General features: G+C 44.0%; 15 protein-coding genes. 7 read left to right on the forward strand and 8 right to left on the reverse strand.

Features of this window, described 5'->3' with window-relative positions:
- Nucleotides 1-252 carry a hypothetical protein gene (locus DBX26_RS16520; protein WP_118120038.1) on the forward strand — a complete coding sequence of 84 codons (252 nt, stop codon included), beginning with the start codon at nucleotides 1-3 and terminating at the stop codon, nucleotides 250-252.
- Nucleotides 253-262: 10 nt separating this feature from the next.
- Entirely contained in the window at nucleotides 263-595 is a 333-nt protein-coding gene (gene cutA / locus DBX26_RS16525) for a divalent-cation tolerance protein CutA (RefSeq protein ID WP_014234250.1), read from the forward strand.
- Here the strand turns inward: cutA and DBX26_RS16530 are convergent.
- On the reverse strand, nucleotides 557-1,153 hold the full coding sequence (locus DBX26_RS16530) for a DUF2238 domain-containing protein (RefSeq protein ID WP_014234249.1): 597 nt from the start codon (nucleotides 1,151-1,153) through the stop codon (nucleotides 557-559). The genes cutA and DBX26_RS16530 overlap by 39 nt on opposite strands.
- A gap of 260 nt (nucleotides 1,154-1,413) precedes the next feature.
- On the opposite strand from DBX26_RS16530, the gene DBX26_RS16535 reads away from it, so the two are divergent.
- On the forward strand, nucleotides 1,414-2,253 hold the full coding sequence (locus DBX26_RS16535; protein WP_118120040.1) for an isopenicillin N synthase family oxygenase: 840 nt from the start codon (nucleotides 1,414-1,416) through the stop codon (nucleotides 2,251-2,253).
- Nucleotides 2,254-2,286: 33 nt separating this feature from the next.
- Nucleotides 2,287-2,943 carry a DNA-J related domain-containing protein gene (locus DBX26_RS16540; RefSeq protein ID WP_118120042.1) on the forward strand — a complete coding sequence of 219 codons (657 nt, stop codon included), beginning with the start codon at nucleotides 2,287-2,289 and terminating at the stop codon, nucleotides 2,941-2,943.
- Between the two features lie 49 nt (nucleotides 2,944-2,992).
- On the opposite strand, the gene DBX26_RS16545 is transcribed toward DBX26_RS16540, so the two are convergent.
- From DBX26_RS16545 to DBX26_RS16560, 4 genes are all read right to left on the reverse strand, one after another.
- Nucleotides 2,993-4,648, reverse strand: a complete 1,656-nt coding sequence (locus tag DBX26_RS16545) for an ABC-ATPase domain-containing protein (RefSeq protein ID WP_014234246.1) — start codon at nucleotides 4,646-4,648, stop codon at nucleotides 2,993-2,995.
- Nucleotides 4,649-4,771: 123 nt separating this feature from the next.
- On the reverse strand, nucleotides 4,772-6,694 hold the full coding sequence (locus tag DBX26_RS16550) for an EAL domain-containing protein (RefSeq protein ID WP_118120044.1): 1,923 nt from the start codon (nucleotides 6,692-6,694) through the stop codon (nucleotides 4,772-4,774).
- A 189-nt stretch (nucleotides 6,695-6,883) separates the two neighbouring features.
- Nucleotides 6,884-8,083 carry an enoyl-ACP reductase FabV gene (gene fabV / locus DBX26_RS16555; RefSeq protein ID WP_118120046.1) on the reverse strand — a complete coding sequence of 400 codons (1,200 nt, stop codon included), beginning with the start codon at nucleotides 8,081-8,083 and terminating at the stop codon, nucleotides 6,884-6,886.
- Between the two features lie 82 nt (nucleotides 8,084-8,165).
- Nucleotides 8,166-8,768 carry an arylesterase gene (locus DBX26_RS16560; RefSeq protein ID WP_014234243.1) on the reverse strand — a complete coding sequence of 201 codons (603 nt, stop codon included), beginning with the start codon at nucleotides 8,766-8,768 and terminating at the stop codon, nucleotides 8,166-8,168.
- On the opposite strand from DBX26_RS16560, the gene DBX26_RS16565 reads away from it, so the two are divergent.
- From DBX26_RS16565 to DBX26_RS16575, 3 genes are all read left to right on the forward strand, one after another.
- Nucleotides 8,767-9,459, forward strand: a complete 693-nt coding sequence (locus tag DBX26_RS16565; protein ID WP_020334894.1) for an ABC transporter ATP-binding protein — start codon at nucleotides 8,767-8,769, stop codon at nucleotides 9,457-9,459. The two genes, DBX26_RS16560 and DBX26_RS16565, sit on opposite strands and share 2 nt — an antisense overlap.
- Nucleotides 9,459-11,915: an ABC transporter permease gene (locus tag DBX26_RS16570; protein ID WP_162889736.1), complete on the forward strand. Its 2,457-nt coding sequence runs from the start codon at nucleotides 9,459-9,461 to the stop codon at nucleotides 11,913-11,915. Before DBX26_RS16565 ends, DBX26_RS16570 begins: the two co-directional genes overlap by 1 nt.
- Nucleotides 11,916-12,258: 343 nt before the next feature.
- Nucleotides 12,259-13,692, forward strand: a complete 1,434-nt coding sequence (locus DBX26_RS16575; RefSeq protein ID WP_118120048.1) for an FAD-dependent oxidoreductase — start codon at nucleotides 12,259-12,261, stop codon at nucleotides 13,690-13,692.
- Between the two features lie 24 nt (nucleotides 13,693-13,716).
- Here the strand turns inward: DBX26_RS16575 and DBX26_RS16580 are convergent, their stop codons facing one another.
- The 3 genes from DBX26_RS16580 to DBX26_RS16590 are packed head-to-tail and all read right to left on the reverse strand — an operon-like array spanning nucleotide 13,717 to nucleotide 16,087.
- Complete coding sequence (locus tag DBX26_RS16580) at nucleotides 13,717-14,652, reverse strand: biotin-dependent carboxyltransferase family protein (RefSeq protein WP_118120050.1); 936 nt, start codon at nucleotides 14,650-14,652, stop codon at nucleotides 13,717-13,719.
- Nucleotides 14,649-15,332: an allophanate hydrolase subunit 1 gene (locus DBX26_RS16585; RefSeq protein WP_118120052.1), complete on the reverse strand. Its 684-nt coding sequence runs from the start codon at nucleotides 15,330-15,332 to the stop codon at nucleotides 14,649-14,651. The genes DBX26_RS16580 and DBX26_RS16585 overlap by 4 nt, the downstream gene beginning before the upstream one ends.
- Entirely contained in the window at nucleotides 15,332-16,087 is a 756-nt protein-coding gene (locus DBX26_RS16590) for a 5-oxoprolinase subunit PxpA (protein WP_118120054.1), read from the reverse strand. The genes DBX26_RS16585 and DBX26_RS16590 overlap by 1 nt, the downstream gene beginning before the upstream one ends.
- Nucleotides 16,088-16,340: the final 253 nt, after the last annotated feature.

The raw sequence follows: 16,340 nt of genomic DNA on the forward strand, positions 1-16,340 counted from the left end.
ATGGCAAAACCTAATAAAAAACAACCGACGAAAACCGTCGATATTTATTGCGCAAAATGCAAATCTCAGCTGTTTAAATACCGTAAAGGTGGAAAAGGCGCTTTAGTAAAATGTTTTAAAGAGCGTATCGTAGAGGATTTTACACAAACACCATGTATTTGCCCGGGCTGCCAACAAGAGTTTGCCAGAGATACATTGGTAAGAGGCACGCCGGCATATAAAATGATTGGTGGTAAAGTGACAATGAAGTAGGGAGTTCAGAATGACCACAGAGCATGATTACTGCATAGTGCTAAGTACTACAGCGAATGAACAGAACCGGGATCAAATAATTAAAGGTCTGTTAGAAGCGAAGCTCGCTGCGTGTATTCAAACGATGCCTATCGAGAGTCATTATGTCTGGAAAGGCGAAATTTGTAACGATACGGAATGGCTGTTAGTGATTAAAACTCGGCGTGAGTTGTACGAGCTGGTCGAAGAAAAAATTGAGAACTTGCACGAGTATGAAGTGGCTCAAATCGTACAAGTTCCCATTGTTGATGGTTTTAATCCGTACTTAGAGTGGCTTCGTGAGTCGACGCTGAGCCGACATTAGAATTAACGCGACGATAGCGCCGACCGTGTCACATAGAATGTCTTTCTGGGCATCCCATATATCACCTTGTGAACCCAGAAAGGCAATACCCTCATCGCCACCAGCAATAGCGGCGTACCACCACTCAATGATTTCATAGCCTGCCGCTAAAGACATAATGGCAAACAAGGCAAACCAACAAGAAAACTTAACATTGAGCTTCTTTTTATATATCAAATATTCTGCGATCGGGTAGGCGTACAAACCGATCGAGAAGTGCGCGACCCGATCAAAATTGTTTCTTTCTGATCCAATCAAATTGTTAAACCAGTCAAATGGAACTTCAGCAAACGTATATTTTGCTCCGACAGTATGCAGACACAGCCAGATAAACATCAATACATAGGCAGTGTTACTAAATTGATATCGATTTGAAATAATCCAAATCGCAATCAGGATACCAATTGCCGGAAAAATTTCGGCAAACCAAACCGCCCGTGAGTTGGGCTCCAATGCTGAAAACAGAAACACGACGGCATAAATAATCGTTAGTCCCAACAGTGTAGAAGTGCTTTTCATAAGTTATTCGATCCTTCACTTGGTTTTTTACGACAAGTTAAACGAAATGAGTACTGCTCAACTTATCGATGTCATAATTACATTTAATTGAACGCTGTGCAATTGTTTGTTTTCAGTGATATTGATAACGATAACTGTTGGATAATGTACAGACCGCGCAACATTGAAGCGTTTGCGCGTGCACATTTCATTAAAGTTTGATTTACAACATGTCCGTACATAGAATCCGTGACTCAACCAAATAAAAAAGAAGTAAAGTCATGAAACTGGAAACTGTCGATTACCTTGCTGATGATGCTGCTCAACAGTTCGTTGCATCTCTACGCGAAACTGGGTTTGGCGTGTTAAAGAACCATCCTATTCCTCAAGAGTTAGTGGAATCAATTTACAATAACTGGCAGGCTTTTTTTAGCTCTGAACAAAAAAATGATTTTCACTTTAACGTTGATACACAAGATGGTTACTTCCCGCCTTCTGTTTCTGAAGTAGCGAAAGGGCACTCAGTAAAAGATATTAAAGAATATTTTCATGTTTACCCTTGGGGTCAGATCCCAGAGCAGTTGAAAGCCGAGATTCTGGAGTATTACCAGCGTGCGGATGCTTTTGCTCAAGAACTTTTGGGTTGGGTTGAGCAGTATGCACCTGCAGAAGTTCAGGAAAGGTTTTCAATCGCGCTGTCAGAAATGATCAACAACAGCCAAAAAACATTGCTTCGAGTTCTACATTACCCACCGATGACTGGTGAAGAAGAGCCGGGCGCGATCCGTGCTGCTGCGCATGAAGACATCAACCTACTTACGGTATTGCCGGCTGCAAACGAGCCGGGTCTACAGGTTAAGAGCAAAGAAGGTGAGTGGATTGATGTACCATGTGACTTCGGTAACTTGATCATCAATATCGGTGACATGCTTCAAGAAGCATCAGGTGGATACTTCCCATCAACAACACACCGCGTTATCAACCCAACGGGTGGACGCCAGGATAAATCGCGTATTTCATTACCGCTGTTCTTACACCCGAAACCAGATGTGGTACTTTCAGAGCGTTACACTGCGCATAGCTACCTGATGGAACGCTTACGCGAACTTGGTGTAATTTAAACCTAATCGTTGACTACTAAGGCTGGTGGCTTGATGCTATCGGCCTTTTTTGTTTCTACTTTTAAGGAAGGAAAATTGGCATTACAAAGCGAGTTAACTCAACACAGTGAGATAGATAATCCGTTGCTGTGGCCCATATTGGAGATCCTTGGAAAACACCCTTCAGGTTGGAAAGTACACACTTTAGCCAGTCAGCTACGTGAACTAGGGTACATTCACCAGTTTGACCCATCTCCAGATAAGGACTTGTTTAAAAGAAACTTCCTTATCATGAACGCGTTATATCTGCTTCAAGAGCATTTATATCCGGAACAATGGCTTTGCGTCGATGCAATGGATATTACCCTTGAAGGGGCGGCAGACTCGTCACTTAACGCGATTGATCATCTCGATCCTTTGCGCGAGTATTACCTTAATTGGACTCATTTTGAAGCAAGTGAGAGCGAAGTTCGCGGTCTACTCAAAGAATTTTGGCAAACTTATCAACGCTACATTGGTGGGCACACTACCAGTGATATGGATAAGTCCAAGGCGCTGGCACTGTTTGAGTTAGAAAGCACGGCAACGCAGGAAGAGGTCCGAAAACGTTGGCGTAAACTGGCTTTTCGTTGGCATCCTGACTGTGAAGGTGGTGACGCTGACCGTTTTAGAATGTTATGTAAGGCGTGGAACGTCCTTCGAGACAAGTAATAAAGGCAGCACAAATCGGCTGCCTTTATAATATTTGCGATGTCGTCGGTTAGTGAGACGGCTTGAATTGAGATTTACGCATACGGTTTAATGCTGCCATCACATCCAGTGTGCGAGGCTTAGCTAAGTCACCTTGTTTTGGTAACGATGCATGCCATTCTGCAGATAACATCTCTTCGATTTCTTTCGCTGGATTGTCACACCAGCCTGGAAGTTGTGCCAACTGGAACCACAGCCAACCAATCGTGTTCACTTCGTCAGCGGATTCCAACTGTTCCAGAGCACTTAAATCGGTAAATTCCTTACCGAAGCGAAGTGAATCTTTGCCCTTGGCATTCACACGGAACTTACCATCGGTCAGGATATTCATTAACGCCACACGGTTTAACGCTCGTGGACGGAACGTTTTCAATGCTTCTTCCGATTCGTTATGACGCTGAGTTGGGTGCTGAGCAATGACCTGTTTCGCTTTCTCAGTCACATCGACCGCTTGGTAGTCGTGCATCTGAATAACGGTATCCGCCACATCCAGATAATCACCAGAGCCACCCATTACGATGATCGTGGAAATATCGAGCTCATCTCTGAGTTGTCCAATGCGATCAACCAGTGGTGTAATTGGCTCATCGCCTTTCGCCACTAATGCCTGCATGCGCTCATCACGAATCATAAAGTTTGTTGCCGAGGTATCTTCATCGATAAGCAGAGAGGTTGCTCCCGCTTCGATGGACTCTTGCAGCCATGCGGCTTGAGATGTTGAGCCTGAAGCATCTTGGGTCGCAAAATCAGCGGTATCTTTACCCATTGGCAGATGATTAATGTAGTTCGACAGATTTAAGTGATGAACACAGCGTCCATCTTCAGCTCGAATCTTCATTGATTTATTGTCAGTTACAACATACTCACGACCATCTTCTGGAATGTGATCGTAAATAGAACGTTCAATAGCATTCAGTAAGGTCGATTTACCATGAAAACCGCCACCAACAATGAGCGAGATGCCTTTTGGGATACCTAAACCGGTAATATAACCTTTGTTTGGAGCATGCAGAGTCACCTGTAGCGATTCTGGAGCCTTAAATTCGACTGCATCTTTCATCGGTAAGTCACAGTTACCAGCCACGCGAGGAAGAACACTACCATTTGCAACGAATGCAACTAAATTATTTGCTTCCAATTGTTCTCTAAGCGCATCTTGATCTTCCACAACCTGACAATGCTTTATCAGCGCATCTTTATCTAGCTCACGTTCGAGCGTTGCACGTCGAATAAATTTAGGTAAGTGGAAAGTCAGAATGTTATTGGCCTTCTTACCAAGTACTGAGCGGCCTTCAGCTGGAAGATTCACTCGAAAACGCAGTTCAATACCTTCTTCAGTAAACAAAACGGCGGTATTGTCGAGTACCGTTTGGCCGTTCAAAGCAATGGAAACGGAGTTTTCTTGCTTGGCAAAAAGGTCAAAACTGCGAGCGATAAAATCTCGTGCAGCTCGCTGAAACGCCGCGGATTCATTTCTTAACCACTCAAGACCAGTTAGAGACCATTCGCGAGTTGCACGCAAGCGAGAAGCAGAAGCATAAGGGTCACCTTGAATGTGGTCGATAAACAAAGTGAAATCAGTAAAGTCATATTGACCTTTGATTTGCTGGTAAGCACGGTAGTTCTGCTTTTCAATTTTCTTAAGCGTGGCAGTTAACTGATCCATGAAAATATTGGCCTTTTTATTAGAAGCGGGCGGCGATTATAGGAATCACCGACTATAGAGTAAAGCAGTATACGGCAATATACCGGTAAGACTGACCGCTAAACTGGAAAATCCATAGCGAAATTATTTAGGCGCAAACTCGGACGAATAGGTGGGCCGCTCATCTAATGGACGCTGACTGAGTAGGCCTTGCTCAAATTCATTACAGGGCATGGGTTTGCCGTAGAGAAATCCTTGTACTACGTCGCAGCCTTCATCAATTAAAAACTGCTCCTGGCTTGTAGACTCAACACCTTCCACGACGACGTGAAGCTCAAGTTTTTTGACGATGTGGATAATGGAGCGAATAATTGCTCGGTCGTTTTCTGATTTATCCATTTGCTGTACAAAGCTCTTATCAACTTTTATGGCATCAAATGGGTACTTCTTCAGATAACTAAATGAGGCAAATCCGGTGCCAAAGTCATCAAGTGACAATGTCACGCCAAGCTGATGAAGTTTATTGAGTGTTGTCACCGCAAGCGTTTCATCGGCGATTAAGGCACTTTCAGTGACTTCCAATTCGATAAACTGGGGTGGGAGATGAAACGCTTCGAGAAGGTGCTCAACCTGATCGGCAAAATTAACGTTTTGTAATTGGATAGGAGAGACATTAACCGCAATTTTAAAGTTATCCGTCATCTCTGACCATTGCTTAGCTTTTGCTATCGCGGTACGAAGAACAAATAATCCGACTTCAAATATTAAGCCATTCTGCTCGGCCATTCGGATCAATGCTTCGTTGGAGACGTCGCCTAATACCGGATGCCGCCAACGCAATAAGGCTTCAGCGCCAACCCATTCGTGCGTGGTGGGGTTAACCTTTGGCTGAAAGTAGAGCATGAGATCATCATTACGTACGGCTTGTAATAAATAGCCTTCTAGCTGGCTATGGTTGTTAAGGTCGTTTGAATGACTTTCACTAAAGTATCGGTATGCTTCCCCAGATTCTTTACACAACAGCATGGCATAACAGGCGTTTTGCAGCAGTTGCTTGGCGTTGCTATTTCTTTGGGCCCTGACCACACCGATGTAGGAGTGTAAGTGAACTTCAGTCCTATTATTGTAAAAGTTGCCCACGCTTACGCTGGAAATCTCTTCAAGTAATTGATTGAGCTTGCTCTCTACATCATCCCCGGAGACTAACAGCACCAAGTCATTAGAACTCGGTCTTCCTGTAACAAAACTGGAAACACGTTCGGAAAGGCGCGAATGAAATTCTTTGAGTATTTCGTCAAAGGCTTCGAATCCATATCGTGTTTGTATACTTCTCGCGTTACTAAAGCCGATATTGATGATGACGAGAGATTGCATATCATCTTTAAGCGCTTGAAGAGATTTTTCAACTACCTGCTCTAAAGCGGACCGATTTAAGAATCCCGTGCCTTGATCGTGAGTTTTCTGATAGCTTACTTGTTTCTCTGCAGCTTTGCGCCGATCGATTTCTTTGGTTAATGAATAACTTAGTTGCGCAAGGTCTGTGGTTCTGTTTTCTACACGGTTCTGTAGTTCATGGTTCAGGCGCAATAGTTTGTGTTGCTGAAACACCACCGCAAGCTGAGCTTCAATGGAGTCTTTGAACGTGCTCATTAACTGAAGATACGTTTCACTGAACTTGTTAGCTTTAGAATCAAGCATACAAATAGTCCCGAACACCTCACCATTGGGCCAAAGTAACGGAAGGCCAGAATAGGATACCATTCCAAGTTTTATATCGGGGTTGCTGCACCACACTTCGTCTTCTGGGGCGTAAGGAACGATCAGCTCCTGCTGGTTATTAATTACATACTCGCAATATAAACCGCTGCCGTGTGATTCCTTGTCTCCGGACTTGTAAGGGTTTCCTGGCGTGTTGCTTGAGGTATTTACTTCAAGATAGTCCTGGTGGGCACGCATGATAAGTGTGGTCGGCACTTCACCTATTTGAGCAAGCAGGTTGACTATCTCTTGCCAACTTTTTTGCATGGAGTCAGGGATTTTATAATCTAATGTCTGAATTCTCCCCATATTGTCGTCCTTTACTGTAGTTTCACATCCTGTGAATTGAACCCTATTGTGGCATTCATTATTTATATCACTGCTTATACTCATTAAGTATAGAGGTGGGTCAGCGCGAGATATAAAAAAGTCCCGAAAATGATTCAGGACTCTTAATAGTTGCAAGTTGTCTCAGATTTGAAACGCGCGAAATGGCACTTAAGGTTTAAGTAACGCTAAGTCTTCGATTGAAACGTCTTGAGAGTAGTCGACATCAGCAAAGTTGAAGCCATTGAGCTTCATGAATTCATCTTTGAAACCCTGATAGTCGCCAACCTGCTTGAAGTTATCGCCGTTCATTTGCTCAACAAGCTGTTTTACCTCTTGCTGTACTTGTGGGTCTAATTCAAGGTCATCGATTCTGATCAGCCTTTCGCCATCCACGGGAACAGTTGTGTGACTGTACAGCTTGGTGGTGAACAAGCGTTGCATCTGCTCAATGCATCGCTCATGCGTGCCTCTTTCTTTCATAACACGGTAAAGTGCCAGTAAATAAGGCGATAAGGCGGGGATGAACACACTCGCTTTGGTAACGAGCGCTTTACAAACGGTCGCATAAGCGCCACCACCAAAGTTAGCCAGCTTGAGGTTTAATGCATGGCTGGTCTGGTGAAGATCGATTTTTGCACGGCCTAAAGTACCGTCCAAGTAAATAGGGTGAGTGAGTTCTGGCCCCATGTATGAGAATGCGATGGTTTGGCAACCTTCAGCAAGTGACTCTGCATTGATTAACGCATCAATCCAGCTTTCCCAGTCTTCGCCGCCCATCACTTTGATGGTAGCTTCTGCTTCCTCTTCGGTTGCAGGCTGCAGAGTGCTCTCTACCCACTGATCATTTTCCAGCATGATAGAAGCGCCAGTGACCGGGTCACCAATCGGCTTGATAACACTGCGCCAGAACTCATCACTGTTTGGTTTTGGACGAATACCTGTCGCCAGACTGTAAATCACTAAGTCTACTTCACCTTCAAAATAGGTCTCGATAGCCTCAATGACTTCAGTTCGTACAGTGTCTGAGAACGCGTCGCCGACAATATTGATTGCAGTACGACCAGCATTATTCGCTTCTTGTTTGAAAAAGATATTGTTGTACCAGCCAGCACTACCAACGCCTTTCTCCGATGGACCATGTTCAAACGAGACGCCAATGGTATCGGCTTCTGCACCACCGAAAGTAAGCGCAATGCGAGCGGCAAGCCCAAAACCAGAAGAGGCACCAATAATCAAAACCCGTTTCGGTCCGTTTTTGATTTGCGGTGCTTGTTTTACGTAATCTATTTGCTCTTTTACTGATGCATGACATCCGTATGGATGTGCAGAACGAGCAACAACACCTTGAATTAAAGGTTCTATTCGCATGTTGTTATCTAACCTCGATGAATGAAATCGTGTTCAGAATAACCTAAAGTTAGATAACACTTATTGAGCTAGACCATTAAAACTACAAATGTTTAATCAATTCTTGAGCAACGAAATCAGCGATCCATGGCTGCGCTTCCGGCTTAGGGTGAAGGCCGTCATTCATCATCCAATCTGGCTTCGTAACCAGATGCTCCAGAAAGAAAGGCATTAATTGCACTTGCTGATGTTCTGCTAATTTTGGATAGATATCGTAAAACATGTCACTGTAACGTTTGCCGTAATTTGGCGGCACACGAATTTGCATCATGATGACTTCCGCACCAAAATCTTTGATCATAGTAATCATTTTGGAGAGATTTGACGTAATAAGCTTAGGCGGGAAACCTCGAAGGCCATCATTTGCACCCAGTTCAATGAGAACAATGGATGGTGAATGTTGTTCAAGAAGTTGAGGAAGGCGGGCCAGACCATTGCCAGTGGTATCACCTGAGATGCTGCCATTAATAACTGTTACAGTTTGACCATGTTCTAAAAGAACGTCAGGGAGTAAGCTAGGCCAACTCTTCTCAATCGGCATATTGTAGCCAGCACTTAGGCTGTCACCTAAAACAAGCAGTTTTTCGTTAGCGAACGCCGTAACAGAAAAACAAAAAAAGAGAACTAAGGAAAGTAATCGAATCATGCAAACACCTGTACTCAAAGCACCTATTGTTCAAGCGAATTTAGTTTCTAAACAAGTCTCTACTAATAACGAACGTTTAACAATCCTTAAAGATGTAAATATTGACATCAGAAAAGGAGAAAAAATTGCAATAGTTGGCACTTCGGGGGCGGGTAAGTCGACGTTGATGACGCTTCTTGCTGGCCTTGACACGCCGACATCTGGAGAAATTACTTTACTCGGTAACGAACTATCCAAGCTCGACGATGAAGAGCGTGCGAAGATTCGGGCAGATTCATTGGGCTTTGTTTTTCAGAGTTTCTTATTAATACCGAGTCTTACGGCATTGCGTAACGTGACTCTGCCATGCTTACTGCGTGGGGACGTCGAAGATGAATTAAGAGCTTCAGAATTACTTAAAGCCGTTGGGCTAGAGAAACGGCTTGACCACCTTCCTAGCCAGCTTTCTGGTGGAGAACAGCAGCGAGTCGCCCTTGCACGTGCATTTATGACGCAACCGGAACTCCTATTTGCGGATGAGCCAACAGGCAATTTAGATCACCAAACCGCTGATAAAGTGATTGAGTTATTATTTGATCTCAATGAACAGCATGGCACCACGCTCATTTTGGTCACTCACGATAGTCATTTAGCTGATCGATGTGACCGTATTTATCGCATGGAGGCGGGTGAGCTTAAGGAGGCGATATAATGTCTGCATTATCTTCAAGTAACCAGAGCTCAGCAGAGCAGAGTGCCGCCCAGAAACACTCTTCAACCAAAAGCTTAATTCGTTGGAGTCTAGGGGAAATCAAACAAGGCAGCCTTTGGCCGATAAGTGTGGCGCTTGTACTCGTTATCGCCAGTATTTTTGCACTCTCTGCGTTGGCATCACGGATGGAGCAGGTGATCGTAAAACAAGGCAAAGATGCCTTGACCGCTGATGCGGTATTTGTCTCTGCCAACCCATTAACTGAATCCATTCTGAGTGCGACTGAATCGCTCGAAACCTCCCAAATGACTCGGTTTCCAACCATGGCTTTTAGTGATAACGGCATGCAGTTGATATCCGTGCGAGCGGTCGATGAACAATATCCACTCATGGGCGACTTAGTTCTGACTAACAATCCTTCCGGGCGTGTTAAAGCAGGAGAGTTATGGCTAGACGAACGAATTTTGGCACAGTTGGATGTTAAAAAGGGTGACACTGTCATTATTGGCGATGCGGATTTTATCGTTTCAGGCGCTGTTCTGATGGAGCCAGGCTTAAGCTTTAATCCTTTTCAACAAATGCCTTCGGCGTATATACATCAAAGTGATGTTGCTAAAACAGGCGCGATACAAGTCGGCAGCCGAGTGCAATATCGTTTGTTTATCAAAGCAGACAACAACACACTTAAAAAACTACAAGATACCACTGAATTATCACCGAGTGATCGATGGCGAACTCAGGACAGTTCTAGCCGCAGTAACGAAATCTTCGAACGGACAACACAGTATTTATCACTCACGGTTGCGATTGTGATCATCATGGCTTCGACGACGTTGGTTCTGACCTGCCAGAATTATGTAAACAGCCGAACTCAGACTATCGCCATGTTAAAGAGTCTGGGAGCAAGCCGACGTTGGATTGAAAAATGGCTATTTATCCAAGTGTCTATTTTGCTCATCAGTGCGAGTTTGGTTGGGTTGATATTGGGAAGTGGCCTCGAGTACCTGTTACGAATTCCATTGAAAGATTTATTACCTGATCCGCTACCTAGTTACGGTGTCACTCCATTTCTCGTCTCTTTCATCTCAGCGGTATTGATCACCATTCCTGCACTGGGCATTCCATTGTTAGGGCTGATAAAAACACCTGCATTAGAAGTGCTTCAGCAAGGCAAAGCGCAACGCTCATGGAAGCGAATGTTGCTTGTTTTAGTGCCAGTCATCCCTTTGTTAATCTTATATGCAAACAATACATTAGTATGGATTGTGCTGATTGGTATCGCAGCACTATTTGTTGTTCTGGCTTTAGTGAGCGTCTCGCTAACTAAGTTATTTGCAAGCGTCTCGACACAACCAGCCATGAAACTGGCGCTTAGCCGGATCAACCGAACACCAGTCACCAGTGGATTGCAATTCGGTGCTTTGGCTCTATCACTTATGTTGTTATCCATTATCTGGTTAGTACGCAGCGATATACTCGCCGATTGGGAAAGGACGCTACCAGCTGATGCGCCCAATGTTTTTGCTTTAAATATCGCCGAGTATGAACTCGCGAACTATCTGGAAACACTGGATAAAAATGACGTTACCCGGTCACAGGCTTTTCCTATCATTCGAGGGCGTTTGACCGAAATTAACGGCCAAAATGTGAAAGACATCGAGTACGAAGGCGAAGAGTCTGATGCAATCCGTCGCGAGCTTAATCTAACCTGGGGAGATAGCTTACCAGAATACAATGAAGTGCTTGCAGGAGCCTGGACGAATCAAGCGAGCGTTTCTGTCGAATCTGAAGTAGCAAACGAACTCGGCCTAAAGTTAGGTGACAAGTTACGTTTTGTTATCAACAGCCAAAACTTTGATGTGACAGTCGATACGATTCGACACGTTGAATGGAGAGAGATGAAGCCAAACTTCTACTTTATCTTCTCTAAAGACGTTATGGAGAGTTTGCCAGGTTCATATCTCATAAGTTATCGAATCACAGAGGATAACCAAGCATTGTTGACATCGATGTCGCGAGCGCATCCGACGGTATCTGTTTTAGATATCCGTACTATGGGTGAAAAAATTCAAGCATTGATTCAACAAATTGTATCTGCAATTACGATTCTTGCCTTGTTGGGAGTGGTTGCAGGGTTGCTACTTATCTTCACGTTATTACGTTTGAGCCTATCACAGCGTCAGCAGGAAATTCGCTTGTATCGGACGTTGGGATCCAGCAAAAAACGTATCAGCACCACATTGTGGGCAGAGTATGGAATCATGGCGTTAATTGCTAGCTGTGTGGCTGTATTTGCAGCGGAACTTTGTGTTGCTGCCGTGATGACGTATGGACTTGAACTTAATGCCCAGATACACCCAGAACTGTGGATAGCTTTACCGCTTGCAACCTTTGTAACGTTGGCATTGGTTGTCATGAGTTTACTAAAAAGATTGTTAACACCAATAAACACTTAATTAGTAAAGCTCTCAAACAGTGATAACTCATCCATGACACTTTTATTGTAGTTATCCACAAAAACAGTGGATAACTTTTGGGATAACTGAAGAGTGCAAAAAGTAGGGTATTTCGACAGGCTTTATGCCGTGGGTGTTGTGGTAAATATCTTATTCACACCAGGCTAAAATTTGCTTTTACATAGAACGCAGTCAAGCACTTTTTCGCACTTTTTTTTGTTTTTAAAAACACGTTTTGAGGTCTATGCAAACCCATGAACTTTTTGTGATTTTAATCATGCTCAAAGACGAGTAGAATTAACCACAAGTAAAGAATTTCCCTTATAAAATATTCAGTGAAGCAATGAAGTCTGAGTTTCCAAGTTATAAAGAAAAACACATCGTTGTCGTTGGTGGCGGAGTAGCCGGATCTACAGCAGCCATTCATTTTGCAGAGCTAGGCTTTAAAGTATCCGTTATTGAAAAGGGTGTGTCCTTAGTGAATGGGCCCCCAATCTGTCATCTGCACGCTGGCGGTAACTTATATCGAGAGATCTCTGAGCAACAATGTTTAGACTTGCTCTCTCAATCGATTGATACCATTAGGCTGTACCCACTGTCACTGAATATCCGCCCAACTATTATTGCAGTTCCGCATTCTGATGGTGGTGATCCTTCCACTCTTATCCCGCGTCTTGAGGTGATTAAAAGCGCGTACCAAACGTTGGTGGATAAGGATGAACGTAACCGAGTACTTGGCGAACCTAGTGAATATTACAAACTGTACTCGAAAGAAGACTTAATCGAACTTTCGAAACGCACTCAACCCGCCGAGCCGATCAGTTTTGATGACTGGACCATACCGTTTGCTCAACACGCTGATTTAGACTCGTTGAAATACCCCGTGGTATCCGTCCAAGAGTATGGTTGGAGCGTGTTCAGACTGGCTGCAATTGCATCTCTTACCTTAAAGCAGTTACCTAATGCAGATGTACTCACGCAAGCTGAACTTAAACGAGCGGAATGGGCGGGCGATCACTGGCAGTTGAACTATCAGCACAATGGGTCGGACTGTGAGTTAAATTGTGACTATCTGGTGAACGCCTGTGGTTTCGAAACTGGCTCTGTTGATAATGCTGTTGGCGCCAAACGTGACCGATTGGTTGAGTTTAAAGCCGCCTACATCACTCAATGGCAAGCGTGTGATCAGCAATGGCCAGAGGTCATTTTTCATGGCCCTCGCGGTACTGATAAAGGAATGGCACAGCTAACGCCATATGGAGATGGTATTTTCCAACTGCACGGTATGACAAAAGGCATCACGCTGTTTGATGATGGGTTGGTTGCAAGCACAAGCACCTCAGCTCAACCAGAACTACCTAATCTTCTGCTGTCAAAAATCCGTCTGGGCTGGAAAGAAGAAGCGCTAGAGGCGAGAACAAACAATGCCATCCAGCACATGGCTCAGTTTATCCCTGCATATCACACCGCAGTTAAAGGTGGTAAAGCACTATTCGGTGCCCAGCAGATCCCGGGAAGTGATCCTGTATTAAGAGCTGCGGATGTTACTTTTGAACAAAACAACTATGCGCGAGTGGAAATTGTAAAAGCGTCTTCTACCTTGTTGGCCGCACAAAAGATACTGCATCATTGGTTTGATATCGAACCGCAACAAGATGTCGAGTTACAACACCCAGTTGCCATTCATTGGAGTGAGCAAGATGTCGAGCAATATGCAATACAATTGACTCAAGAACGCGATTATCCAAAGTCGCTCGCTGAACGTTACGGCATGTAATCCTGTTCTTTGCAGTAATTGGGCTCAGTAGCCAAAAAACTGAGCCCATTGACACCACAAGTCTTGCAACCTCAATCTATCACCTTTTACAAACGTTACCTTTTGACCGGGCTTTGCTTGCGCCAGTCTTGGTAAATCTATTCTTGCTACACATCCAAGCTTCGGGTAACCACCTATGGTTTGATGGTCGTTGAACAGTACAATCGGATTGCCATCATTGGGCACCTGTATTGCGCCAAGAGCGATACCTTCAGACAGTATTCCATCGTACGGCGGTGTAATTGTGTCGCCCTGTAGCCGGTATCCCATGCGATTGGAATCCGGTGTGATGGTAAACTCACTTGAGTAAAGAGCATCTAACGCTTCCACATCAAAGTCATCATACTGGTAGCTTTCTATCACTCTTAACTTAACGGGTAGGTTGTAGTCGGGCTTAAAGCGAAAGGTCATTTGTCTCGGTTTATGCTGGGGTAATCGGTGAGGGGTAAACGGCAATACATCACCAGTTTGCAGCGCACTACCTTTAGCGTCCAGACCACCAAGTAACTCTCTACAAACCGTTGATGAGCTTCCAAGATGTTCTGCAATATCGAATCCGCCTTTCACCGCCAAATAAGCGCGCAATCCATTTTTAGGCATGCCAAAGTGAAGTTTCTGGCCTGTTTTTAGTATGAAGTCAGACCAATTCGCAATTGGTACTCCGTCAACTTTTGCGTTCAAATCACCACCACAGATAGCGAGATGACAATTATGTAACGCAACAAACGTCGCGTTTCCTAATGTAATTTCGACGGTAGAACAATTTACTGGGTTGCCGAGCAGGTAGTTTGCCCAACTATACGCGTAATCATCGACAGGGCCACCTTGGGTAATACCAATATGCGCTAAACCAAAACGACCAAAGTCTTGAATCAATGAAAGTGGTCCTGGTTTTTCTACTCGCAATCCAGCGTCACTCATAAAACTCCTCCTAAGTCGATAAATTCCTGTTTAGTAATTGCAGAAAACGTCACCCTGTCACCTACATCAAATGGAATGAAGGGAGGAATATCAGAAAATAAAGCAAGCGGACTTCGGCCAATAATATTCCACCCGCCCGGACTATCCGATGGATAGACCGCCGTTTTACTGTCAGCAATGCCTACGCTACCGGCAGGCACACGGGTTCTAGGGGTGGTGAGTCTTGGCATAACCAGCTTGTCACAAACATCGGATAGAAAGGCAAAACCTGGCGCAAACCCTATAGCAGAGACGCTATAGACCGTTTGAGTATGCAGGTCTATTACGTCTTGCAAGGATAAACCACAATTGTTAAATCGTTCTAAATCTAATGCGGTTTCTTCTGAGTAATAAACAGGAATCGAAATATTGTTAGGCTGTCGGCGGTCATACAACTCAGGATCGAACTGGCGGAGAATATGGTTTACTTTATCAATCAGACTGCTTTCATCGATTCTAAAGGGCAGGTAGTCAATTAAGACGGTTCTATAAGAAGGAATAACATTCATGATAACACTTGCCAGATGTTCCCTTATTTGGCGAGATACTTCTCCGATGTGCTCCTCATGAATGCACTCCTCAAATCTTACAAGGATACTGGATTCCGAGACAGCTGAAATATTAAACGTTTCCTGTTGCATTAATTCCCTCCAGAATACAGGCTCTGACGAATATTTTTAATCAAAGCAATGGACTCTTCGTTATCTCCGTGAACACAAATTGTATCGGCTTCGAGAAGAATATAATTACCCGATGCGGTTTTTACACGGCCTGATTCCGCTAACATGCGTACTTGTTCGAGAATGGCATGTTCTGTTTTTAAGACTGCATTTGGCTGCGTTCTTGGCGTAAGCATGCCATTGTCTTGGTAAAGTCTGTCTGCAAATGCTTCGAACAGCAATGGCACATCAAAGTCATCTGCAATTTCTAAGTATTTTTCGTTCTCTTGCGATGCAAGAATCATCAACGGCACTTTGAATAAAGCAGCAGCCTTAACAACAGCTCGAAAAACAGCATCGTTTTTCATCATGTCGTTATACAGCGCACCGTGGGGCTTGATATAGCCAATATCAGTATACTGAGCGCGGCAAAGCGCTTGTAACGCACCAACCTGATAAACAACCATGTTCGTGATCTCATCACCCGTCATACTCAATGAACGACGCCCAAAACCGTGTATATCGGGATAGCCCGGATGAGCACCAATTTCGACATCATTCATATTGGCAAGAGTGATGGTTTCATGCATCACGTTTGGATCGGATGCGTGAAATCCACAGGCGATATTGGCCATATCAACATGAGGCATTACGTCTTCATCGGCGCCCATTTTCCAAGAGCCGTAGCTTTCGCCCATATCGCAATTTAGTGTGAGTTGTTGTTTATTCAGTGTCATACGTTCAATTTTACTCAAGCAATCAACTGACGATGCAGGAAGATACGCCTGGCTTCAGTGATTAAGTTCATTATTTAAACAGTTAAACGAGGTAAGTCTCGTTACAGTATTAACTTTAGATTATTTGAATTGATTCGAATATTTAGGTAATTCATTCTATTTCAATTCATTTTTTATGCCGTTGTCGATGATTTTATTCACCACCGTGTTACGCTTTGCGCCCTAAATAAGGAATGGGTTGCATATTCATCTT

The sequence above is a fragment of the Vibrio sp. dhg genome (assembly GCF_003443775.1).
GTDB lineage: Bacteria > Pseudomonadota > Gammaproteobacteria > Enterobacterales > Vibrionaceae > Vibrio > Vibrio natriegens.